Origin of the sequence: Roseomonas haemaphysalidis (assembly GCF_017355405.1) — a bacterium.
GTDB lineage: Bacteria > Pseudomonadota > Alphaproteobacteria > Acetobacterales > Acetobacteraceae > Pseudoroseomonas > Pseudoroseomonas haemaphysalidis.
In genome coordinates this window covers 1,692,417-1,714,996 of record NZ_CP061177.1, presented here as the reverse complement: position 1 = coordinate 1,714,996, position 22,580 = coordinate 1,692,417, and the positions used below count along the sequence as shown (strand labels likewise).

Genomic DNA, 22,580 nt, shown 5'->3' with positions numbered 1-22,580 from the left:
CGTGAGCACTGCACACACCGCCGCCCGCCTGCGCGTCGGCGTCGATTCCGGCGGCACCTTCACCGATGTCTGCATGTATGACGAGCACAGCGGCCGCATCCATGTCTGGAAGGTCAGCAGCACGCCGGGCGACCCCAGCCTCGGCATCGCCACCGGCATCGAACAGGGCATGGGGGAGGTCGCGCGCGGCACCGGGCGCGAGGTGGAGGTCAGCTACTTCGGCCACGGCACAACCGTCGCCACCAACGCGCTGATCACCGGGCGCGGCACCGAGGCCGGGCTGATCACCACCGCCGGCTTCCGCGACCTGCTGGAGCTGCGCCGCCAGAAGCGCGACAGCCTGTACGACCTGCAAACCCGCAAGCCGGAGATCCTGGCCAAGCGCGACAAGCGGCTGGAGGTGCGCGAGCGGGTGATGTTCGACGGCCGCATCGAGACGCCGCTGAACGAGGAGGATGTCCGCGCGGCCGCGCGCAAGCTCAAGGCCGAAGGCATCGCGACCGTCGCCGTGTGCTTTCTGTTCTCCTACATCGAGCCGGCGCACGAGGAGGCGGTGCGGCGCATCCTGGAACAGGAGATGCCGGACGCCTTTATCAGCGTCAGCCACGAGGTCGCGCCCGAGTTCCGCGAATACGAGCGGCTGTCCACCACGGTGGTGAACGCCTATCTCGGCCCCATCATGCGCTCGTATCTGCGCCGCCTGCAGCCGCGGCTGGCGGCGATCGGGGTGGAAGCCAAGGCGCATCTGACGCAAAGCAACGGCGGCGTCATTTCTTCCGAAGTCGCCCAGAATTTTCCGGCGCGCACGGTGCTGTCCGGCCCGGCGGCGGGGGTGATGGGCGCGCTGGCGATCGGCCGCCTGTCGGGGCAGGAGAACCTGATCACCTTCGACATGGGCGGCACCTCCACCGATGTCTCGCTGATCGACCGGGGGCGGCCGTCCATGGCCAACGACATGTCGGTGCACGGCTATCCGCTGAAGCTGCCGATGCTCGACATCCATACGGTGGGCGCCGGCGGCGGCTCCATCGCCTATGTCGACGCCGGCGGGCTGTTGAAGGTGGGGCCGCGCAGCGCCGGCGCCGACCCGGGCCCCGTGTGCTACGGCCGCGGCAACGAGGAGGCGACGGTGACGGATGCCAACGTCGTGCTGCAGGTGCTGAACCCGACGCATCTGCTGAACGGCCGCATGGCGATCGACCAGTCTCGCGCTCGCGCCGCCATCCAGCGGCTGGCGGACCGGCTGGGCATGGAGGTGATGGCCACCGCCCAGGGCATCATCAGCGTGGTGATCGCCAACATGGCCAAGGCGATCCGGGTGATCTCGGTGGAACGCGGCTACGACCCGCGCGACTACGCCATGCTGGCCTTCGGCGGCGCCGGCCCGATCCACGCCGCGCGGCTGGCGCGGGAGCTGGACATCCCGCGCGTGATGGTGCCGAAGAACCCCGGCATCATGTGCGCGCTGGGCCTGCTGCTGACCGACCTGCGCACCAACCTGTCCCTCACCCGCCTGCAACCGCTGGACGAGGCGGGCGCGCCGGGCCTGGAGGCGGCCCTCGCGCAGCTGGAAGCGCGAGCCGGGGACTGGTTCGCGCAGGAAGGCATCGGCGACGACCGCCGGCAGGTGCTGCGCGCGGTGGACATGCGCTACGGCGGCCAGGGCTACGAGCTGACCGTGCCCTGCCCCGCCGGGCCGATCGACGCCGCCGCCATCGCTGCGCTGCGCGCCGGCTTCGAGGCCGCGCACAGGCAGGTCTATGGCTACGTGGCGGAAGAGGAACCGGTGCAGGTGACCACGCTGCGGCTGGAAGCCGTGGGGCTGGTGCCCAAGGCGGAGCTGCCCGCGCCGCCCGCCGCCACGACGCCGGCCTCCGCCGCCGTCACCGGCCACCGCGAGGTCTGGCTGCCGGAAGCCGGCGGCTTCACGACCTGCCCGCTCTACGACCGCGAGAAGCTGGCGCCCGGCCACGCCGTCGCCGGCCCCGCCGTGATCGACCAGATGGATTCCACCACGCTGGTGCTGCCCGGGCAGGTCGCCACCGTGGACGCCCACCTGAACCTGATGATCGGGAACTGAGTCATGGACGCCGCCCCGCACAGCGTCGACCCCATCACCGTGGAGGTGATCGGCAGCGCGCTGGCCACCATTGTCGAGGAGATGGGCAAGGCGATCATCCGCGCCGCCTATTCCACCAACATCAAGGAACGGCAGGACTGCTCCACCGCGCTGTTCGACGCCACCGGCCGCATCATCGCGCAGGCGGAACTGATCCCGATCCATCTCGGCTCGCTGCTCGGCATCACCGACTACGTCTTCCGGCACCACGACCTGTCCACGGTGCGGCCGGGGGACGTGTTCATCGGCAACGACGCGCATACCGGCGGCGGCACGCACCTCAACGACATCGTCTTCCTGGAGCCGATCTTCCATGGCGGCGTGCTGGTCGCCTGGGTCACCAACCTGGCGCATCATTCCGACTTCGTGGACCGCGGCCACGCGCACATCTTCCAGGAAGGCCTGCGCATCCCGCCCGTGCGGTTGTACCGCGAGGGCGTGCTGCAGCAGGACGTCATGGACCTGGTACTGCTGAACTGCCAGGTGCCGCGCGAGCGCATCAACGACTTCCGCGCGCAGATGGCCGCCAACCGCCTGGGCGTGCAGCGCTTCCAGGCGCTGTGCGACAAGTACGGGCCCGAGGTGGTGCGCATCGCCGCCAGCAAGGTGCTGGACTACGCCGAGCGCAAGACCCGCGCCGGCATCAGCACCATTCCCGATGGCGTCTATGAGTTCCGCCACGACTTCGACAGCAATCTGGTGGACCAGGTCCTCGACCTGCGCGTGCGCGTCGAGGTGCGGGGCGAGGAGATCTTCTTCGACTTCCCCGAGGCGCCGCCGCAGGTGCGGGCCGGCATCAACATGGTGCTGACCGCGCTGCAGGCCACCGTCTACTTCGCGGTCAAGGTGCTGGTGGACCCGGACACGCCCGCCAACGCCGGCTTCCACCGCCCCATCCATGTCACGGCGCCGCTGGGCAGCGTGCTGAACGCCACGGCGCCGGCGGCGGTCTACAGCCGCACCGACATCGCGCAGCGGCTGGTGGACATGATCTTCGCGGCCCTGTCGCGGACCATTCCGGAACGGGTGGCAGCGGCCTCCACCGGCGGCACGCTGCTGACCACCAGCGGCCAGCACCCGCGCACCGGCCGCTTCTACGTGTACAATGAGATGTGCGGCGGCGGCATGGGTGCGCGCTTCGCGCAGGACGGGCTGGACGGCGTGCAGGTGAACACCACCAACACCGCCAACCTGCCGATCGAGGCGCTGGAAACCGAGCACCCGGTGATGGTGGAGCGCTACGAGCTGGTGCGCGATTCCGGCGGTGCCGGGCGGTTCCGTGGCGGCATGTGCATGCGCCGGCAGATCCGCGTGCTGGACCATGTCGCCACCGTTTCGGCAGGCGGCACCAACAACGTGGTGCCGCCCTTCGGGCTGGATGGCGGGCTGCCCGGCATGACGGGGCGCGTGGAACTGAGCGAGGGTGCCGCGCCGCTGAACCGCCGCGCCGGCATCCTGCAGCCGGGGCAGTCCATCGGCATGCTGGGCGCCGCCGGCGGCGGCTACGGCGACCCGCGCCTGCGCGACCGGGCGCTGGTGCGGCGCGACCTGCGCGAGGACCGCATCTCGGCGGAAGCGGCGCGGGAGATCTATGGGCTGGAGGACGTCTGAGCGCTCAGGCGTCTCCCAGCAGGTGGACGCCGCAGGTCAGGTTGATGATCTCGCCCGTCATCAGCCGGTCCTGCGCGGACAGAAAGAAGATGGTCTCGGCCACCTCCTCCGCGCTCGCCACCTTTTGCAGGGGCGCGCGCTCCACCTGCCGGGCACGGCGGGCGGCGAAGACGTCCTTGTCCAGCCGCTGGATCAGGTCGGTGTCCACCAGCGCCGGGCACACGGCGTTGACGCGCACCTGGGGCGCCAGCACGCGGGCCAGTGACATGGTCATGGTGTTCACCGCGCCCTTGGACGCCGCATAGGCGATGGAGGAGCCGGTGCCGAGCATGGCGCCGTAGGACGACACGATCACCGCCGAGCCACCCTCGCCCGCCGCCAGCAGGGGCGCGCAGGCCCGCACCATCTGGAACGGCCCGATGGTGTTGACGGCGTAGAGCCGGTGGAACTCGGCGGCGTCCAGCGCATCGAGCTCGGCATGCGGCACCAGCCGCGTGGTGCCGGCGCTGTTGACCAGGGCATCCAGCCGCCCGAAGCGCGCCTGCACGGCCGCCGCGGCGGCGCGGCACTGCGCGTCGTCGCTGACGTCGCAAAGCAGCGCCAGGGCAGCGGCATCGCGCTCCACCTCCGCCAGCTCATCAGCGCCGAAGCAGCCGAGGGCGAGGTTCCAGCCGGCGGCGCGGAAGCGCGCGGCCGTGGCCCGGCCGATGCCGGTTCCGGCCCCGGTGATCAGGGCCACCTTGGTGCCGGGGTCAGGCATGGTTCATTCCAGTCCCTCCATCGCCGGCGCGGCGCCGGCCAGCAGCATGTCCGTGGCAAAGCGCGCATAGGCTTCGCGCGTCATGCCACGGCCGTCGCGGAACCACAGGTAGCTCCAGTTCAGCATGCCGAACAGCGACATGGTCAGCGGCTTCAGCACGCCCTGCCGCGCGTCCGGCACGGCGGCGGCGATCGCCGCCGCGAAGACGGCGACGATCTGCCGCTCCAGCGCGCGCAATGCGTCCTGCTTGTCGGCCGGCAGAAGCTGCAGGTTGGCGATCTGGATCTGATGCTCGGCATCCGCGTCGCGATAGGTGTCGAGCAGCGCCGCCGACAAGGCGTGCAGCCTGGCACGCGGCTCGGCCGCCGCCGCCGCCGCGCGCTCCACCGTGTCCAGCAGCGTTTGCAGGTGCAGCTGCAGGATGTCGAACAGCACGTCGTCCTTGGACGCGTAGTAATGGTACAGCAGCGCCTTGGACGCCCCGCAGGCCTTGGCCACCATGGTGATGGAGGTGCCGGTGAAGCCGTGGCGCGCGAACAGCCGGGCCGAGGCCTTCAGGATCTGGCGCCGCTTTTCGTCGTAATCGTCCGCCCGTGTGCGTGCCATGCGGCTTCCCCCGGGGCATGCTCCGCCGCCCTTCGCGACGGATTAAGCGGTCGCCCGGTCGGCGAATGCAACCCCGCGAAGCGGTTGGAAAGCCCTTGCTTTGACCGACCGGCTGGTCAATTCTTTCGCATCTCCGCCCCGGCGGGGGAACCACAACAGACCGGGGCCGCATGAGCCCCGGCGTCCAAGAATGGGGTTGGAAACCGATGCGGAATCTCGCCGCCGGCCTGGCGCTGGCGCTTGGCCTGAGCACCGCCGCCCAGGCGGCCGAACCCGTGCGGGTCGGCGTCGTCATTTCCGAAACCGGGCCGGGTGCGTCGCTCGGCATCCCCGAAGGCCGCTCCATCCGCCTCCTGCCGCGCGACCTCGGCGGCACGCCGGTGGAATGGATCGTGCTGGACGACGGATCGGACACCACCCGCGCCGTGGCCAACATGCGCAAGCTGGTGGCGGACAACCGGGTGGACGCCGTCATCGGCTCCACCGTCACCCCCGCCTCCATCGCCATGGTGGAGGTGGCGGCCGAGCTGCGGGTGCCGATGATCTCGCTGGCCGGCTCCGCCGCCATCGTTTCGCCGGTCGATGACCGTCGCCGCTGGGTGTTCAAGACCGCGCAGAACGACGCGCTGATGGCGACCGCCGTCGCCGACCACATGGCCGGCGCAGGCGTGAAGTCGCTGGCGCTAGTTAGCGTCAGCGATTCCTATGGCGATGGCTGGCTCGGCATCATGCGGCCGCTGCTGGAGCAGCGCGGCATCCGCGTCGTGGCTGACGAGCGCTATGCCCGCACGGACACCAGCGTGACGGGGCAGATGCTCAAGGTGACCTCGGCGCGGCCGGACGCGGTGTTCATCATCTCCGCCGGCACCCCCGCCGCACTGCCGGCCAAGACGCTGCGCGAGCGCGGCTTCCGTGGCCCGATGTACCAGACGCACGGCGTGGCGAACGCCGACTTCCTGCGCGTCGGCGGGCGGGACGTGGAAGGCACCATCCTGCCGGTCGGCCCCGTGGTGGTGGTGGACCAGTTGCCGGCCACCCATCCCTCGCGACAGGTCGCCACGCAATACCGCGACGCCTATGAGGCCGCGCATGGCGCGGGCAGCGTTTCGGCCTTCGGCTCCTACGCCTATGACGCCGGCATTCTGCTGCAGAACGCCGTGCCGGTGGCGGCGCGCAATGCCCAGCCCGGCACGCCGGAATTCCGCACCGCGTTGCGCGACGCCCTGGAAGGCCTGCGCGAGGTGACCTACGTCAACGGCGTTGCCACCATGTCCGCCACCGACCACGTGGGCCAAGACGCGCGCGCCCGGGTGATGGCCGTCATCAAGGACGGCAAGTGGCAGGCGCTGCCACAATAGCCGCCGCGTCATTGCGCCGGGGGCGGTAAGTGGATCTCTCCATCCTTCTGGTCCTGGTCCAGGATGGCATCGTCAACGGTGCCATCTACGGGCTGCTCGCCCTGGCGCTGGTGATCGTCTTCACCGTCACGCGCGTGGTGCTGGTGCCGATCGGCGAATTCGTCGCCTTTGGCGCTTTGACGCTGGCCGCTCTGGAAACCGGCGCGCTGCCCGGCACGGTGTGGCTGCTGCTGCTGCTCGGCGCCGCTTCCTGCGCCAGCCGCCTCTGGGCCGCGCGGCGCCATGCCACGGTGCGCGGCCTGGCACTGCAGGTCGCGACCTCGCTGCTGCTGCCACTGCTGGTGGCGGTGCTGGCCTGGGCCAGCCTGCAATACCCGCTGCCGCAACTCGCCCGCGTGCTGCTGGCGCTGGCCATCGTCGTGCCCATGGGCCCCTATCTCTATGACGTCGTGTACCGCCCGATGGCCGACAGCAGCGTGCTGGTGCTGCTGATCGTCTCCGTCGCGCTGCATCTGGCGCTGCAGGGGCTGGGGCTGGTGTTCTTCGGCGCCGAGGGCTCGCGCACCACATCGCTGGCCGATGTCAGCCTGGAGGTCGGGCCGCTGTTCGTCACCGGCCAGTCGCTGGTCATCCTGGCGGTGACGGGGGGGCTGATCGTCGCATTGTTCCTGTTCTTCGAACGCACGCTGCTGGGCAAGGCGCTGCGCGCCACGGCGGTCAACCGGCTGGGCGCGCGGCTGGTCGCCGTCTCGCCCGTGCTGTGCGGCCACATCGCCTTTTCGCTGGCGGCGCTGATCGGCGCGCTGGCGGGCGTGCTGATCTCGGCGGTCACCACCATCTACTACGACACCGGTTTCCTGATCGCGCTCAAGGGCTTCGTCGCCGCCGTGATCGGCGGCCTGGTCAGCTATCCGCTGGCCGCCGCGGGCGCGGTGCTGATCGGGCTGGTGGAAAGCTTCGCCGCCTTTCACGCCAGCGCCTTCAAGGAGGTGCTGGTGTTCATGATCATCATCCCGGTGCTTTTGTGGCGGTCCTGGCGCACGCCGGTGATGGTGGACGAGGGCGAGGAATGACCCCCGCGCACCGCATCCTCGCCGGCCTCGCGCTGCTGCTCGCGGTCGTGGCGCCGCTGCTGCCGGGCTTTCCGCCCTTCTGGGTCACGCTGCTCAGCTACATCGGCCTGTCGTCGCTGGTGGCGCTGGGGCTGGTGGTGCTGGTGGGCGTCGCCGGCCTCACCTCCTTCGGGCAGGCGATGTTCGCGGGCTTCGGCGCCTATGCCACCGCCATCCTGACGACCCGCTACGGCGTCTCGCCCTGGGCGACGCTGCCGGTGGCGCTGGCGATTTCCGGGGCGCTGGCCTGGGCCATCGGCGCTGTCACGCTGCGGCTGCGGGGGCATTACCTGGCCATCGCCACCATCGCCTGGAACGTCAGCTTCTTCTATCTCGTCGGCAACCTGGACTTCTTCGCGCGCAACGACGGCATCAGCGGCATCCCGCCCATCCGCCTGCCGGGCATCGACTTCGGGCAGCCGCTGGCCTTCTACTTCCTGGTGCTGGGCTTCGTGGTGCTGGCCATCCTGCTGACCCGCAATTTGCTGGACAGCCGCACCGGCCGCGCCGTGCGGGCGCTGCGCGGCGGCGCGCTGGCCGCCGAATCCTTCGGCGTGAACACGCACCGCGCGCGCATCCTGGCCTTTGTCTACGCGGCGCTGCTGGCGGGGCTGTCGGGCTGGCTCTACGCGCACATGCAGCGCACGGTGAACCCCTCGCCCTTCGGCATCACCATGAGCATCGACTACCTGCTGATGGCGGTCGCCGGCGGCGTGCACAACATCGGCGGGGCGCTGCTGGGGGCGGCCATCGTCACGCTTTTGCGCGACCAGTTGCAGAGCTTCCTGCCCTGGCTGCTGAACGCCCAGGGCAACTTCGAGACCATCGTCTTCGGTGGGCTGCTGATCCTGCTGCTGCAGTTCTCGCCGCGCGGCATCTGGCCGCACTTGGCGCGCCTCGCCGCCCGCCTGCTGCCGGCCCCCGCCCCCGCGCCCGTGCCGCCGCCGGCCGAGGCTCCCGCCCTGCCGCCCCGCGCGCAGCCCGCCCGCGGCAGCGAGGTGCTGCGCGCCAGCGCGCTGACCAAGCGCTTCGGCGGGCTGGTGGCGGTGGACGGCATCGGCTTCGCGCTCAACGCCGGCGAGGTGGTGGGGCTGATCGGCCCCAACGGCGCCGGCAAGAGCACCACCTTCAACCTGCTGACCGGCGTGCTGGCCGCCAGTGGCGGCGCGGTCACGCTGCTGGGCCAGCCGATCGGCGGCCACAGCGCGCGCGCCATCGCGGGCCGCGGCGTCGCCCGCACCTTCCAGCACGTCAAGCTGGTGCATGGCATGACCGTGCTGGACAACGTGGCCATCGGCGCCCACCTGCGCGGCCACGCGGGTGCCGCGCACGCCGCCCTGCTGCTGGACCGGGCGGAGGAGGCGCGGATCTTCGCCCTCGCCTGGCAGCAGCTGCATCGCGTCGGCCTCGCCCACGTGGCGCATCTGGTGGCGGATGAGTTGTCGCTGGGCCAGCAGCGGCTGGTGGAGATCGCCCGCGCGCTCTGCCTCGACCCCGTGCTGCTGCTGCTGGACGAGCCGGCGGCCGGGCTGCGCCACCTGGAAAAGGCGGCGCTGGCCAAGCTGCTGGACCGGCTGCGGGCCGAGGGCATGACCATCCTGCTGGTCGAGCACGACATGGACTTCGTGATGAACCTGACCGACCGGCTGGTGGTGATGAACTTCGGTGCCGAGCTGGCGCAGGGCCGCCCGCGCGAGATCCAGGCCAACCCGGCCGTCATCGACGCCTATCTGGGGACGGCTGCGTGAGCATCCTGAGCGTGTCCGGCGCCACGGTGCATTACGACGCCATTCTGGCGGTATCGGACGTCTCGGTGACGGTGCCCAAGGGCGCCATCGTCACCATCCTGGGTGCCAACGGCGCCGGCAAGTCGTCGCTGCTCAATGCGGTGATGGGCGTGGTGCCGGCCGAAGGACGCTTCCGCTTCCGGGACCGCGACCTGGCCGGCCTCGGCGCCGAAACGCGGGTTGCCGCCGGCATCAGCCTGGTGCCCGAGAAACGGGAACTCTTCACCACCATGACGGTGGAGGACAACCTCCGCCTGGGCCGCTTCCGCCTGCGCCGCGCCGGCAGCCCGGAGCCGATGCTGCGCGAGATGTTCGCGCTGTTCCCACGCTTGCAGGAACGCCGCCGGCAACTGGCCGGCACGCTGTCGGGCGGCGAGCGGCAGATGCTGGCCATGGCCCGCGCCCTGATGGGCGAGCCGGAGCTGCTGATGCTGGACGAGCCGAGCCTCGGCCTCGCGCCGCTGATCGTGCGGGAGATCCTGGGCACGGCCGCGCGGTTGCGAGACAACGGCACCTCCATCCTGCTGGTGGAGCAGAACGCCCGGGCGGCGCTGGCCATCGCCGACTATGGCTACGTGCTGGAAAACGGCAGCGTCATGCTGGAAGGCGAGCCGGCGGCCTTGCAGGCGGACCGGCGGGTGATCGAGTCCTACCTGGGCATGCGGGGCGTCGCTGCGCGCTGACGCGGAGGGGTCGAATGTCGGAAGATCTTACGCCTCAGAAATTCCTGATTTCGCAACCGCAGATAAGTTTCTGAAAATATGAACATTCCGCTCTCGGCATAATAATTGCTCTGCCTGGCTTCTCTCCTGAAGCGGAACGTCCATGTCGATCAAGAATCTGCTGTGCACCATCGGCCTGTCGGCGATGCTGCTGACCTCCGGCGCCGCCATGGCCGATGTCATCGTCACCAACCCGGCCGGCGTGTTCAGCAACAACGGTCCGTCCAACGCCATGGGCCCCGGCTTCGCGGCCGATACCTGGTTCGCCAACAATGTCCGCGCCGGCGGCAGCGTCGGCATCACCGGCACCTATGCGCACGCGGGCAACGGATCGCTGGCCTTCGCCGGCCCGGCCAACGCCAATGCCAAGGCCGATTTCGAGTACTACTTCTCCACCGCCAACCAGTTCCGCCTGTCGGACCTTTCGGCGCTGTCCTATGACTGGCTGCGCGCCGCCTCCAGCACCGCCTCGGGCCATTATCACCCCGCATTGCGGCTGTCCGTGACCGACGGCACGCGCAGCGGCTACCTGGTGTATGAGGGCGTCTACAACGGCCAGACCGTCGCGCCGGTCGGTTCCTGGACTTCGGTCGACGTGATCGGCACGGCCGGGCAGCAGAAGATCTGGGCCACCGGCTCGCTGCCCGATTCCTTCAGCAACTACAACCGCACGGCGGCCGACTGGGCGGCGCTGCTGCCCGGCCTCACCGTCACGGGGCTGAGCATCGGCATCGGGTCCGGTTGGGACGGCAGCTTCGCCGGCGCCGTGGACCTCGTGTCCTATACCGTCGCGGGCACGACCACGACGTTCAACTTCGAAACCCGCGCCTTGGCGGTTCCGGAGCCGTCGTCCATGGCGTTGATCGGCGTCGGCCTGGCTGGCCTCGCCTTTGTCCGCCGCCGCAAGGCCGGCTGACACCGGCATCCGGGCCAGGGGCAGGCCCCCTGGCCCGGAAGACTGCTATTGCAGAGTATCACCAAGTGGGATGAACTTCTCGCCATCTGACGGCGGCCGCGGCTGCCGGAGGACGTCCAAGCAAGAAGAACCCAGCTCCATGAACACCACCCGCCGCGCGACCCTGCTCGCGCCCCTCGCCCTGGCCCTGCCACGCGTCGCACGCGCCCAGGGCGGCTTTCCCGGCCAGACGGTGCGCATCATCGTGCCCTATTCGCCGGGCGGTGCCTCCGACATCGCGGCCCGCCTGCTGGCGGAAAAGCTGACGCCGCTGTGGAAGCAGTCGGTGGTCGTGGAAAACCGCACCGGCGCCAACGGCATCGTCGGCAGCGACGCGGTGGCCAAGGCGGCACCGGACGGCACCACGCTCGGCTTCGTATCCGTCAACCATGCCGTCAACGCCGCGCTCTACACCACGCCCTTCGATACGCTGCGCGACTTCTCCGTGCTCAGCATCATCTATTCGGTGCCCCTGGTGCTGGTGGCGGCACCCGACTTCCAGGCCGGAACGGTGCAGGAGCTGGTGGCGATGGTGAAAAGCCGCCCCGGCCAGGTCAGCTTCGCCAACACCGGCGGCGCCGTGCACCTGGCGGCCGAGATGTTCGCGCACCGCACCGGCGCGGCCATGCTCAACGTGCCTTATCGCGGCTCCACCGCCGCGCATCCCGACCTGATCGGCGGCCGGGTGGACGTGATGTTCGATACCCTGCCCGCCGTGCTGGGGCACGTGCAGTCCGGCAAGCTGAAGGCGCTGGCCACCACCGCGGCGCAACGCCTGCCGATCCTGCCCGAGCTGCCCACCGTGGCCGAAGCCGGCCTGCCGGGCTTCGAGGCCGCCACCTGGGGTGCCGTCATCGGCCCCGCCGGCTTGCCGGCGCCGATCGCGGCCAGGATCAGCACCGATGCGGTCGCGCAGCTGAAGCAACCCTCCGTGCTGGAGCGCATGGCGGCGCTGGGCGCCACCCCCGTGGGCACCACGCCGGAAGCCGCGCAGGACTTCGTGCGGGCCGAGGTGGCGAAGTGGCAGGCGGTCGTGACCCAGGCCGGCATCGAGAAGCAGTAGTCAGGCCGGCCAGTTCTCCAGCGTGTCCACGAAGCGCGTCAGCCAAGCGTTGGTTTGCGCGCCGTCGATGACGCGGTGGTCGATGGTCAGCGAAACAAAGCTCATCGGCCGGATCAGCATCGCGTCGCCGCCGGCCACCTCGCGCACCACCACACGCTTCTCCACCTTGCCGATGCCGAGGATGGCCGATTGCGGCTGGTTGATGATCACCGGCGCCGCCAGCAGCGAGCCGGAGGTGCCGTGGTTGGAGATGGTGAAGGTGCCGCCGCGCACGTCCTCCGGCGCCAGGGTGCCGGTGCGGGCGCGCTGTGTCACCGCCTGCAACGTCTGCGCGATGCCGAGCAGCGACAGCGATTGGGCCGCATGGATCACGGGCACTACCAGCCCCTGATCGCCCAGCGCCGTGCCGATGCCGATGTTGACGGCGGAAAACACTTCCAGCCGGTCGTCATGCCAGCGGCTGTTGACGGTGGGCGCGGCCTGCATCGCCGCCACGCTGGCCGCGATGAAATAGGCAGTGAAGGTCAGGTTGACGCCCTGCGCGGCGAACCCGGCCTTGTTGGCCGCCCGATGCGCGATGATCGCGGAAAAATCGGCCTCGAACAACGCCGTCACATGCGGCGCGGTGGCCACCGAATGCGCCATATGCTCGGCGATGCGCCGGCGCATCGGGCTGTGCGGGATGCTGGTGCTGCCGGCACTCGGCTGCGGCGGCATGGCGGGGGTGGCGCGGGCCTGCAGCGCGCGCACCACGTCGTCCCGCGTCAGGCGGCCGTCCTTGCCGGTGCCGGGCAGCCCGGCGGGGTCGATGCCGCTTTCGCTCACCAGCTTGCGCACGGCGGGGGACAGGCGGTGCTCCGGGTCCGCCAGGGCGGCGGCCGGGGGCGGCACAACGGCCGGCCGCGGCGGCGTGGCGGCCTCGCCCGGCGTGATGTGCCCGAGCAGCGCGCCGGGCTGCACGTCGCCCGCCGCCACCAGGATGGCGGCCAGCACGCCGCTGGCGGGGGCGGCGACTTCCATGGCCACCTTGTCAGTTTCCAGCTCCAAAAGCGGCTCGCCTTCCGCCACGCGGTCGCCCACCGCCTTGAACCAGGTGCGGATGGCCGCCGTGGTGCCTTCCTGCGACAAGGGGGACAGGACCTCGGTCATCATCAGAAGGCCACCAGCGCGTCGATCTTCTCGCGGATGCGGACGACCGAAGGCACCACGTGGTCCAGCAGCACCGGGTTGTGCGGGCTGGGGATATCCGGCATGGCGAGCCGCGCCACGGGTGCGTCCAGCTGCATGAAGGCCTCGTCCGCCACCACGGCGGCGATCTCGGCGCCGAAGCCGCCAGTGCGCAGGTCCTCATGCACGATCAGGCAGCGATGCGTGCGCGCCACGGAAGCCAGCACCGCCGCGCTGTCCCACGGCATCAGCGTGCGCAGGTCGATCACCTCCACGGAATGGCCGCTGAGGCGCGCCGCCTCTTCGCAGCGCTCCACCATGGCCCCCCAGGTGACGACCGTGATCGCGTCGCCCGACACGGTGGTGCGCGCGCTGCCGAAGGGGATGGCGTAGTCATCGCCGGGGTAAGGACGCCGCGCCCAGGCGGTGTCCAGCATGGCGCGGTGCTCCAGGAACATGGTCGGGTCGTCGCCCCGCAGTGCCGTGCGCAAGAGGCCCACCGCATCTTCGGCGTTGGAGGGGACGGCGACGCGCCAGCCGGGCGCGTGGACGAACTGCACCTCGTTGGTCTGGCTGTGCCAGGGGTCGCCGCATTTGAAGAAGCCAACCGGCATGCGCAGCACCATGGGCGCCGCGAAGCGGTTGTTGGTGCGCCAGCGCAGCGTGCCGCAGTCGTTGATCTGCTCCGTCGCCGGGTCGGCATACTTGCGGAACTGGATTTCCGGCACCGGCATCAGCCCGGCCATCGCCATGCCCACGGCACGGCCGACGATGCCTTCCTCCGACAGGCTGGTGTCGAACACACGGCTTTCGCCGAACTTCTCCTGCAGCCCGAGCGTCACGGCGTGCACGCCGCCCTTGGGGCCGATATCCTCGCCGAACAGCAGCACGCGCGGGTTGGTATCCAGCTCGTGCTCCAGCGTGCGGCGGATGGCGGTGACCATGTTGATGCGCGCGCCCTCGGGCCTGGGTGCGGTGTCCGTCGCGCGGGGCGCGATGCCGGCGGCGCGCAGGCCGCCCAGCACCGGCGCCTCGCCTTCGGCGAAGACGTGGCGCAGCACTGTCTCGGGCGCGGCCACCGGGCGGCGCTCCGCCGCCTCGCGTGCCGCTTCCACGGCGGCGGCGGCCTCGGCGGCCAGGGCGTCCCACTCGGCGCCGGACATCAACGCCGGCACCAGCTGGGCGCGCAGCTTCGGCAGCGGGTCGCGCGCCCATTCCTCGGCCACCAGCTCGGCCGGCTTGTAGGCCTGGGTGTCCTGGAAGCTGTGGCCTTGCAGACGCGGCACGCGCAGCCGCAAGAGGCAGGGCCCCTGGCGCCCGCGCACATGCGCCTGCGCCGCGGCAATCAGCGCCGCCGCCTCCGCCGGCTCGGTGCCGTCGCCGGACAGCACATGCAGGTTGCCGAAGCTGGCCAGGTTGGCGGCGATGTCGGCACCCGGGGTCTGGAAATGCCCGGGCACGGAAATGCCGTAGCCATTGTCCTCGATGTAGAAGAGCACGGGCAGCTTCTGCGTGGTCGCCGCCGTCAGCGCCGCCCAGAAGCCATTGCTGGCGACCGAGGCGTCGCCGCCCAGCACCACGCCGATGGCGCCCTCGTAGCTGGCATCGCGCAGCACGGTGCGGTGGTATTCCACCGCCTGCGCCCAGCCGACGGTGGGGGTGTACTGCGCCCCCACCCCGCCGCACATGGGCAGCGCCGAGGCACCCTGCCGGTTCGGGTAGTTGAACACCACGCCGATGTCGCGCCCGTCCGAATAGCCGCCGGCCCGCGCCATGGAGGAGCCCAGCGCGTCCTCGACCGCCACGCCGAGCGCCAGCAGCATGGGGCGGGAGCGGTAGTAGCCGCAGGCGGCGTCATGCCGATGGTCGAGCCCGAGGCCGAGCAGGATCTGCGCCATGTCGTGCCCGCGGGCGGAAAACTGGTAGAGAACCTTCTTTTCAGGAACGAGGGTCTTCTCTTCCAGCGCGTCCAGCGCGCGGGATACGTGCAGCAGATAGGCGACGCGGCGCCAGTCCGGCGCGACGCGGCTTTCGCCCGCCACGCGTGGCATGTTGGCTGACAAGGACCCCATCGCTTCCACTCCCGTCGCGGCACACGGCGCCGTTTATTCTTGAAAGGAGGCTAGACCGCGATCCGGGGAGAAACCGTGCCTGTTTTAGCTGGCGCGGCGGCAATCGGGGCATGATATTTCCACAACCAGCCCTTTCGGGGTCGATCATGCCGCCGCGCGGTGGAAGGAAAGCCCGCATGTCCCAACCCGTCGAACTGGACGGCTTCGAGCGTGCCATTCTGGTGGCGCTGCAAAAGAACGCGCGGCTGAGCGTGCAGGAGATCGCCGATTCCATCGGCCTGTCCGCCTCGCCCACCTGGCGGCGGATCAAGGCGATGCAGGATGCCGGGCTGGTGCTGGACTACGTGGCGCGGCTGGACGCCGCCAAGCTCGGCTTCGGCCAGACGGTCTTCGCCAATGTCACGCTGATCAAGCACCAGCGCGAGGCGATGCGCGACTTCGAGCGCGCCATCCTGGAGCGGCCCGAAGTGCTGCAATGCTTCTCGATGACCGGCAGCGCCGACTACATCATCCGCGCCGTGGTGCGCGACGCCGCGCATTACGAGCGCTTCCTGCAGGAAGCGGTGTTCACCAATCCCGCCATCCAGCACATCTCTTCGCACTTCGCGCTGCGCGAGATCAAGAACGTGACGGCGCTGCCGCTCTAGGGGGCACGCGCGCTCATGGTCAGCACGTCGTATTGCGCCACCGTCTCGTCGTGCTGGTTGAAGACCTCGGCGTCCCAGCGCACCTCGCCGTATTCCGGCAGGCGGCCGAGGCGCTTGGCCTTAACCGTCAGCCGCACGCGGATGCTGTCGCCCGGCGAGACGGGCTTTAGGAAGCGCAGCCGCTCCAGCCCGTAATTGGCCAGCAGTGGCCCCGGCGCGGGGTCCACGAACAGCCCGGCGGCAAAGGACAGGATCAGGTAGCCATGCGCCACGCGGCCGGGAAAGAAGGGGTTCGCCTTGGCAGCCTCCTCGTCCATGTGGGCGTAGAAGGTGTCGCCGGTGAAGTGCGCGAAATGCTCGATGTCGCCGAGGGTGATGACGCGCGAAGGCGTTTCCACCGTATCGCCGATGGCCAGCTCGTCGAAGGAGCGGCGGAAGGGGTGCGGGCCGTCCGTGCGGGTCGGCGCCCCTGCACCCCATTGGCGGGTCAGCGCCGAAAGCTTGGCGGGCGAGCCCTGCAAGGCCGTGCGCTGCAGGTAATGGTGCACGCCACGCATGCCGCCCATCTCCTCGCCCCCGCCGGCGCGCCCCGGGCCGCCATGCACCAGCGCCGGCAGGGGGGAGCCGTGGCCCGTGCCTTCCTTGGCGCTGTCGCGGTCCAGCAGGTACAGCCGGCCGTGAAACGGCGCGAGGCCCATCACCAGCTGTTCCGTCACCGCCGGGTCGTAGGAAAAGGCCGAGGCGACCAAGCTGCCCTCGCCACGCTGCGCCAGCATGACGGCCTGATCCAGGTCGTCATAAGGCAACAACGTCGCGACGGGCCCGAAGGCCTCGACGTGATGCACCCGCTCGGCCCGGATCGGATCGGCGCAATGCAGCAGCAGGGGGGAGAGAAAGGCGCCGCGCTCGGCATTGGCACCGGACACCTCCACCCGCGCGGGGTCGCCGAAGACGATCTCCGCGTCCCGCGCCAGCTCCGCCACCTGGGCGCGCACGTCGCGCCGCTGGCCCTGGCTGGACAGCGGGCCCATGGTCACCGCCTCGTCACGCGGATTGCCGATGCGCTGCCGGGCCAGCCGGGCGGCCAGCGCGTCGCGCACCGCCTGCACCTGGGCGCGCGGCACGATCACGCGGCGGATGGCGGTGCATTTCTGCCCGGCCTTGGCGGTCATCTCCCGCGCCACTTCCTTGACGAAGAGGTCGAACTCCGGGCTTTCCGGCGCCGCGTCGGAACCCAGGATGGCGGCGTTCAGCGAATCCCGCTCGGCGATGAAGCGCACCGCGTTGCGCGACACCGCAGGGTGGTCGCGCAGCTTGCCGGAGGTGGCGGCGGAGCCGGTGAAGGACACCACGTCCTGCCCCGTCAGGTGGTCCAGCAGGTCGCCGGTGGAACCCGCCACGAATTGCAGCGCGCCGGGCGGCAGGATGCCGGATTCCACGATCATCGCCACCATCGCATGCGCCACATAGGCGGTCGAGGTCGCGGGCTTGCTGATCACCGGCATGCCGGCCAGCAGCGCGGGCGCCAGCTTTTCCAGCAGTCCCCAGCAGGGAAAGTTGAAGGCGTTGACGTGCACCGCCACGCCGTGCAGCGGCGACAGGATATGCGCACCGACGAAGCTGCCCTGCCGCGACAGCGGCTCGAAGGCCCCGTCCAGGATGAAGCGCTCGCTCGGCAGCTCCTTGCGCCCACGCGAGGCATAGGCGAACAGCGTGCCGATGCCGCCATCGATGTCGATCCAGCTGTCGCGCCGCGTGGCACCCGTGTCGAAGGACAGCTCGTAGAGCGCTTCCTTGCGCTCGGTCAGATGCACCGCCAGACGCTTCAACAGCTCGGCGCGCTGGTGAAAGGTCATGGCCCGCAACGCCGGGCCGCCCACCATGCGGGCAAAGCGCGCCATGGCCGCGAAGTCCAGCCCGGTGGAGGAGGCGGTGGCCACCACGCGCCCGTCCACCGCGCTGGGGATGTCCACGGCGTCCGCCCCGGCGGGCACCCAATGGCCTTCGGCGAAGCTTTGCAGTGTCAGGGCCATGGGCGTTCCATCCTGTCTGTCGCGGTCAGCCGGGCGCGCGCCCGCGCTGCCATTGCTTGAAGGTCGTGCCATCACCGGTCAGCTCGCGCAGCAGCGTGGCGGGCTCGGAGCCCGCGCCGCCGGCCGCATGGGCGGCTTCCGCCTCCGCCAGCACGGCGCCGAGCCCCTGGCGGTCGGCGGCGAACATCGGCCCACCCTTGAGGCGCGGGAAGCCGTAGCCATTGGTGAACACGAGGTCGATGTCGGAAGGCCGCAGCGCGATGCCTTCCTCCAGGATCTTCGCACCCTCGTTGGCCATGACGGCCAGCAGCCGGTGCTGGATCTGCTCTGTTGTGAACGCGCGCGGCGTGACGCCGGCGGCGCGGCGTTCGGCGGCGACGATGGCCTCCACCGCCGGGTCGGGCGCGGCCTTGCCGTCGGCGTAGCTGTACCAGCCGGCCCCGGTCTTGCGGCCCAGCCGCCCGTCCTCGCACAACCGGTCGGCGATGGCGACGTAGCGTTCCGCCGGGTCGCGCGTGGCGGCGCGGCGCTTGCGCATGGCCCAGGCAATATCCAGCCCCGACATGTCGCCCACCGCGAAGAGTCCCATGGCGAAGCCGTAGTCGCGCAGGGCCGCGTCCACCTGCTCCGGGCTGGCGCCGTCCATCACCAGGTATTCCGCGTGGCGGCGATAGGCGGCGTAGATGCGGTTGCCGATGAAGCCCTCGCACACGCGCGACACCACCGGCAGCTTGCCGAGCTTCTTGCCGAAGGCGATGCCGGTGGCCAGCACCGCCGGCGCCGTGTCTGCGGCATGCACCACTTCCAGCAGCTTCATGACATTGGCGGGGGCGAAGAAATGCAGCCCCAGCACGTCGCGCGGCCGGCTGGTGAAGGCGGCGATGGCGTCGGGGTCGAGGTAGGAGGTGTTGGTGGCCATCACCGCCCCGTGCTTGGCCACGCCGTCCAGCCGGCGGAAGATATCCTCCTTGACCGACATATCCTCGAAGGCGGCCTCGATGATCAGGTCGGCATCGGCCAGGGCGGACCAGTCGTCGGTGGGGCGGATGCGGGCGGCGCGCGCGGCGGCCTCGGCCGCGCCCAGCCGGCCGCGGGCGGCCTGGGCATCGTAGGCCTCGCGCAGCCGCGTGCCGCAGGCTTCGGCGGCTTGCGCATCACGCTCGATCACCACCACCGGCAGCCCGGCATCGGCCACCGCCATGGCGATGCCGCTGCCCATGGTGCCGCCGCCGATCACGCCCACCGCCGCCACGGCGCGTGGCGCCACGCCTTCCAGCCCTGGCACGCGTGCGGCCTCGCGCTCGGCCAGGAACAGGTGGCGCAGCGCGGCGGCCTCGTCGCTGGCGCGCAACGGCAGGAACACCGCGCGCTCCCGCGCCAAGCCGGGGGCGAAATCCATGCTGGCTGTTTCGCGCAGCAGCGTCACGGCGGCGGCGATGGCGGGCACGCCGCGGCCCGCCTTGAGCGCGGCATGCGCCGCCGCATCCTCGGCCGCCGCGTCGCCCGGCGGCACCGGCAGGCGCGACACGACGCGCTTGGCGGTGGACGGCGCCTGCCGCACCGCCTCGGCCAGCAGGTCGCCCTCCACCACCGCGTCCAGGATGCCCAGCGCCACGGCCTCCGGCGCGCGGAGCACGCGGGCCTGGCCGATCAGCTCGATCGCCTTGGCGGTGCCGACCAGGCGCGGCAGCCGCTGCGTGCCGCCAGAGCCGGGGATGATGCCGAGACGCGTTTCCACCAGCCCGACGCTGGCCTTGGGTGCTGCCAGCCGCAGGTCGCAGGCCATGGCAATTTCCAGCCCGCCGCCGAGCGCCGCGCCGTCGATGGCGGCGACCACCGGTTGCGGGATCGCCTCGATGGCGGCGATCACCTCCGGCAGCACCGGCTCGTCCAGCGGCAGGTCCATTTCCTTGATGTCGGCGCCGGCGATGAAGCGGCCCGGGCCGCCGTGTATCACCACCGCCGCGACCGCCGCATCCGCCGCCAGGGCCCGCGCCGCCGCCAGCAGGCCGCGCCGCACCGGGCCGGACAGGGCATTCACCGGCGCGTGGTCGATCCGCACCAGGGCCACGCCGCCCTGGCGGGTGACGGAAACGGCAGTGTCGTTCTGGCTCATGCGGGCGTTCTCCAGCCGGGTTTAGGCCAGCTTTATGGTCTTTTTTCCGGCGGGCCAAGCCAGGCCCCCTCCCCACGTCCCGGACGGTGCTGTCCGACGACACCTGAAATTCTTTGACCGTCCGGACGGTTAATGCAAGGAATAACGCAAGGCCGCTTGCGGCTCTGGCAAGAGACCATCCATGGTCCGGCGAAACACAGGGAAGGAAGCGCGATGGAACAGGTCCTGCGCGTGGAGCAGCGCGACGGCTGGCGCAAGCTGGTCTTGAACCGGCCGGACAAGCTGAACGCCTTCAACGAAGCGCTGCATCAGGCGCTGCGGGCCGCGCTGGAGGATGCCGCCACGGCCGCCGACTGCCGCGCCGTGCTGCTGACCGGCGAGGGACGCGGCTTCTGCGCTGGGCAGGACCTGGGCGACCGCCGCCCCGGGGAGGGCCCGCCCCCCGACCTCGGCAACACGCTGGAGCGCTTCTACAACCCGCTGATCCGCCAGATCCGCAGCCTGCCCAAGCCCGTGGTCTGCGCCGTCAACGGCGTGGCCGCCGGGGCCGGCGCCAACATCGCCATTGCCTGCGACATCGTGCTGGCCGCGCAGTCGGCGCGCTTCATCCAGTCCTTCAGCAAGATCGCGCTGGTGCCGGACTCCGGCGGCACCTGGCTGCTGCCGCGGCTGATCGGCGAGGCCCGCGCCCGCGCGCTGATGCTGACCGCCGAGCCCCTGCCCGCCAGCACCGCCGCCGAATGGGGCATGATCTGGAAGGCGGTGGAGGACGACCGGCTGACGCTGGAAGCCGAGAACCTCGCCGCCCGCCTGGCCGCGCAGTCCACCGCCGGTCTCGCCCGCATCAAGCGGGCGCTGGACGCCGGCGCCACGCAGTCGCTGGACGCGCAGCTCGACACCGAGCGCGACCTGCAGCGCGAGGCCGGCGCGGCACCGGACTATGCGGAAGGCGTGCGCGCCTTTCTGGAAAAGCGCGCGCCCCGCTTCGGCTGAGGGAGACATCCAAGCAATGAGCCCGACCATGCCGCGCCCCACCGCCATCGAGATGGCCCCGCGCGACGAGATCCGCGCCCTGCAAACGGAACGCATGGCGAAGATCCTGCGCCACGCCTATGGCAACGTCGCCCACTACCGCCGCAGCTTCGATGCCGCCGGCGTGCATCCGGACGACTTCAAGGTGCTGGAGGACATCGCGAAGTTCCCCTTCACCACCAAGGCGGACCTGCGCGACAACTACCCCTTCGGCCTGCTGGCGGTGCCGCAGGAACGGATTGCCCGCATCCACGGCTCCTCCGGCACCACGGGCAAGCCCATCGTCGTCGGCTACACCCAGGGCGACATCGACTGCTGGGCGGACCTGATGGCCCGCAGCATCTACGCCGCCGGCGGCCGGCCCGGCATGAAGCTGCACAACGCCTATGGCTACGGGCTGTTCACCGGCGGCCTCGGCGCGCATTACGGCGCGGAAAAGCTGGGCTGCACCGTGATCCCGATGTCGGGGGGCATGACCGAGCGGCAGGTGCAGCTGATCCACGACTTCCGGCCCGAGATCATCATGGTCACGCCCTCCTACATGCTGGCCATCCTCGACGAGTTCCGCCGCCAGGGGCTGGACCCGCGCCAGTCCTCGCTCAAAATCGGCATCTTCGGCGCCGAGCCCTGGACCAATGCCATGCGCGCCGAGATCGAACAGGCCTTCGACATGCAGGCCGTCGACATCTACGGGCTTTCGGAAGTCATGGGCCCGGGCGTGGCGCAGGAATGCGTGGACACCAAGGACGGCCTGCACATCTGGGAAGACCACTTCTTCCCCGAAGTGATCGACCCCGACACCGGCGCCGTGCTGCCGGATGGGGACAAGGGCGAGCTGGTCTTCACCACGCTGACAAAGGAAGGACAGCCCGTCATCCGCTACCGCACGCGGGACCTGACGCGGCTGCTGCCCGGCACCGCCCGCCCCGGCATGCGGCGCATGGAAAAGGTCACCGGCCGGTCCGACGACATGATCATCCTGCGCGGGGTCAACATCTTTCCCTCCCAGGTGGAGGAAGCCCTGCTGGCGCAGGACTGGTGCAGCGGCCACTTCCAGATCCGCCTGTCCACGCAGGGGCGGATGGACTGCATGGCCATCCACGCCGAATGCCGCCCGGGGCTGTGGGACGGCGAAGGGCTGCTCGCGGATGCGAAGGCGCTGGTCGAGCAGATCAAGAACACCATCGGCGTGACGACCACCGTGGTGATCGAGCAGCCGGGGGGCGTGGAACGCTCGCTGGGCAAGATGCGGCGGGTGATCGACAAGCGGGAACGGTAGGAAGCAAGGCCGGGGAAGGAATTCTCCGGGCCCCTTCTTTTCTTTTCCCGAGTTTGCATGCGGGAGGGGAAAGGCCGCCCCGCGCGCGGCCATGTGAAACTGCCACAGGCGCCCCCGGCGCCGGCAGCGCCAAATGGCAGA

The 22,580-nt window shown here is 70.5% G+C and carries 16 protein-coding genes and 1 pseudogene; 11 read left to right on the top strand and 6 right to left on the bottom strand.

Annotated elements, in window-relative coordinates; translation table 11 throughout:
• Nucleotide 1 precedes the first annotated feature (1 nt).
• On the top strand, nt 2-2,080 hold the full coding sequence (locus IAI59_RS07875) for a hydantoinase/oxoprolinase family protein (RefSeq protein ID WP_237181213.1): 2,079 nt from the start codon (nt 2-4) through the stop codon (nt 2,078-2,080).
• A gap of 3 nt (nt 2,081-2,083) precedes the next feature.
• The gene (locus IAI59_RS07870; protein ID WP_207416741.1) at nt 2,084-3,730 is read left to right on the top strand and encodes a hydantoinase B/oxoprolinase family protein; all 1,647 of its coding nucleotides are present in this window, start codon (nt 2,084-2,086) and stop codon (nt 3,728-3,730) included.
• 4 nt (nt 3,731-3,734) lie between these two features.
• On the opposite strand, the gene IAI59_RS07865 is transcribed toward IAI59_RS07870, so the two are convergent.
• Nucleotides 3,735-4,490, bottom strand: coding sequence for an SDR family NAD(P)-dependent oxidoreductase (locus tag IAI59_RS07865; protein ID WP_207416742.1), 756 nt, complete (start codon nt 4,488-4,490; stop codon nt 3,735-3,737).
• Nucleotides 4,491-4,493: 3 nt separating this feature from the next.
• Complete coding sequence (locus tag IAI59_RS07860) at nt 4,494-5,096, bottom strand: TetR/AcrR family transcriptional regulator (RefSeq protein WP_207416743.1); 603 nt, start codon at nt 5,094-5,096, stop codon at nt 4,494-4,496.
• A 206-nt stretch (nt 5,097-5,302) separates the two neighbouring features.
• On the opposite strand from IAI59_RS07860, the gene IAI59_RS07855 reads away from it, so the two are divergent.
• From IAI59_RS07855 to IAI59_RS07830, 6 genes and pseudogenes are all read left to right on the top strand, one after another.
• Nucleotides 5,303-6,454, top strand: coding sequence for an ABC transporter substrate-binding protein (locus IAI59_RS07855; RefSeq protein ID WP_207416745.1), 1,152 nt, complete (start codon nt 5,303-5,305; stop codon nt 6,452-6,454).
• Between the two features lie 29 nt (nt 6,455-6,483).
• Complete coding sequence (locus tag IAI59_RS07850; protein ID WP_207416747.1) at nt 6,484-7,527, top strand: branched-chain amino acid ABC transporter permease; 1,044 nt, start codon at nt 6,484-6,486, stop codon at nt 7,525-7,527.
• Nucleotides 7,524-9,314, top strand: a complete 1,791-nt coding sequence (locus tag IAI59_RS07845; RefSeq protein ID WP_207416750.1) for a branched-chain amino acid ABC transporter ATP-binding protein/permease — start codon at nt 7,524-7,526, stop codon at nt 9,312-9,314. The genes IAI59_RS07850 and IAI59_RS07845 overlap by 4 nt, the downstream gene beginning before the upstream one ends.
• A pseudogene (locus tag IAI59_RS07840) lies at nt 9,311-9,799 on the top strand (ABC transporter ATP-binding protein); the annotation flags it as partial. The gene IAI59_RS07845 and the pseudogene IAI59_RS07840, both read left to right, overlap by 4 nt.
• A 379-nt stretch (nt 9,800-10,178) precedes the next feature.
• Nucleotides 10,179-10,991, top strand: a complete 813-nt coding sequence (locus tag IAI59_RS07835; RefSeq protein WP_207416752.1) for a PEP-CTERM sorting domain-containing protein — start codon at nt 10,179-10,181, stop codon at nt 10,989-10,991.
• A 139-nt stretch (nt 10,992-11,130) separates the two neighbouring features.
• On the top strand, nt 11,131-12,093 hold the full coding sequence (locus IAI59_RS07830; RefSeq protein ID WP_207416754.1) for a tripartite tricarboxylate transporter substrate binding protein: 963 nt from the start codon (nt 11,131-11,133) through the stop codon (nt 12,091-12,093).
• Here the strand turns inward: IAI59_RS07830 and IAI59_RS07825 are convergent, their stop codons facing one another.
• On the bottom strand, nt 12,094-13,245 hold the full coding sequence (locus tag IAI59_RS07825) for a dihydrolipoamide acetyltransferase family protein (protein ID WP_207416755.1): 1,152 nt from the start codon (nt 13,243-13,245) through the stop codon (nt 12,094-12,096).
• Entirely contained in the window at nt 13,245-15,332 is a 2,088-nt protein-coding gene (locus IAI59_RS07820; RefSeq protein WP_207416756.1) for a transketolase C-terminal domain-containing protein, read from the bottom strand. The genes IAI59_RS07825 and IAI59_RS07820 overlap by 1 nt, the downstream gene beginning before the upstream one ends.
• 176 nt (nt 15,333-15,508) lie before the next feature.
• Here IAI59_RS07820 and IAI59_RS07815 point away from each other — a divergent pair, with 176 nt between their 5' ends.
• Nucleotides 15,509-15,979: an Lrp/AsnC family transcriptional regulator gene (locus IAI59_RS07815; protein ID WP_207416757.1), complete on the top strand. Its 471-nt coding sequence runs from the start codon at nt 15,509-15,511 to the stop codon at nt 15,977-15,979.
• Here IAI59_RS07815 and paaZ read toward each other — a convergent pair.
• Entirely contained in the window at nt 15,976-18,012 is a 2,037-nt protein-coding gene (gene paaZ, locus IAI59_RS07810; RefSeq protein WP_207416758.1) for a phenylacetic acid degradation bifunctional protein PaaZ, read from the bottom strand. The two genes, IAI59_RS07815 and paaZ, sit on opposite strands and share 4 nt — an antisense overlap.
• Nucleotides 18,013-18,037: 25 nt before the next feature.
• A complete protein-coding gene (locus IAI59_RS07805; RefSeq protein ID WP_207416759.1) occupies nt 18,038-20,128 on the bottom strand; it encodes a 3-hydroxyacyl-CoA dehydrogenase NAD-binding domain-containing protein in 2,091 nt (696 codons plus the stop codon).
• A gap of 213 nt (nt 20,129-20,341) precedes the next feature.
• On the opposite strand from IAI59_RS07805, the gene paaG reads away from it, so the two are divergent.
• Nucleotides 20,342-21,121: a 2-(1,2-epoxy-1,2-dihydrophenyl)acetyl-CoA isomerase PaaG gene (paaG, locus tag IAI59_RS07800; protein ID WP_207416760.1), complete on the top strand. Its 780-nt coding sequence runs from the start codon at nt 20,342-20,344 to the stop codon at nt 21,119-21,121.
• A 28-nt stretch (nt 21,122-21,149) separates the two neighbouring features.
• Nucleotides 21,150-22,439, top strand: coding sequence for a phenylacetate--CoA ligase PaaK (paaK, locus tag IAI59_RS07795; protein WP_207416761.1), 1,290 nt, complete (start codon nt 21,150-21,152; stop codon nt 22,437-22,439).
• The last annotated feature ends 141 nt before the right edge of the window (nt 22,440-22,580 follow it).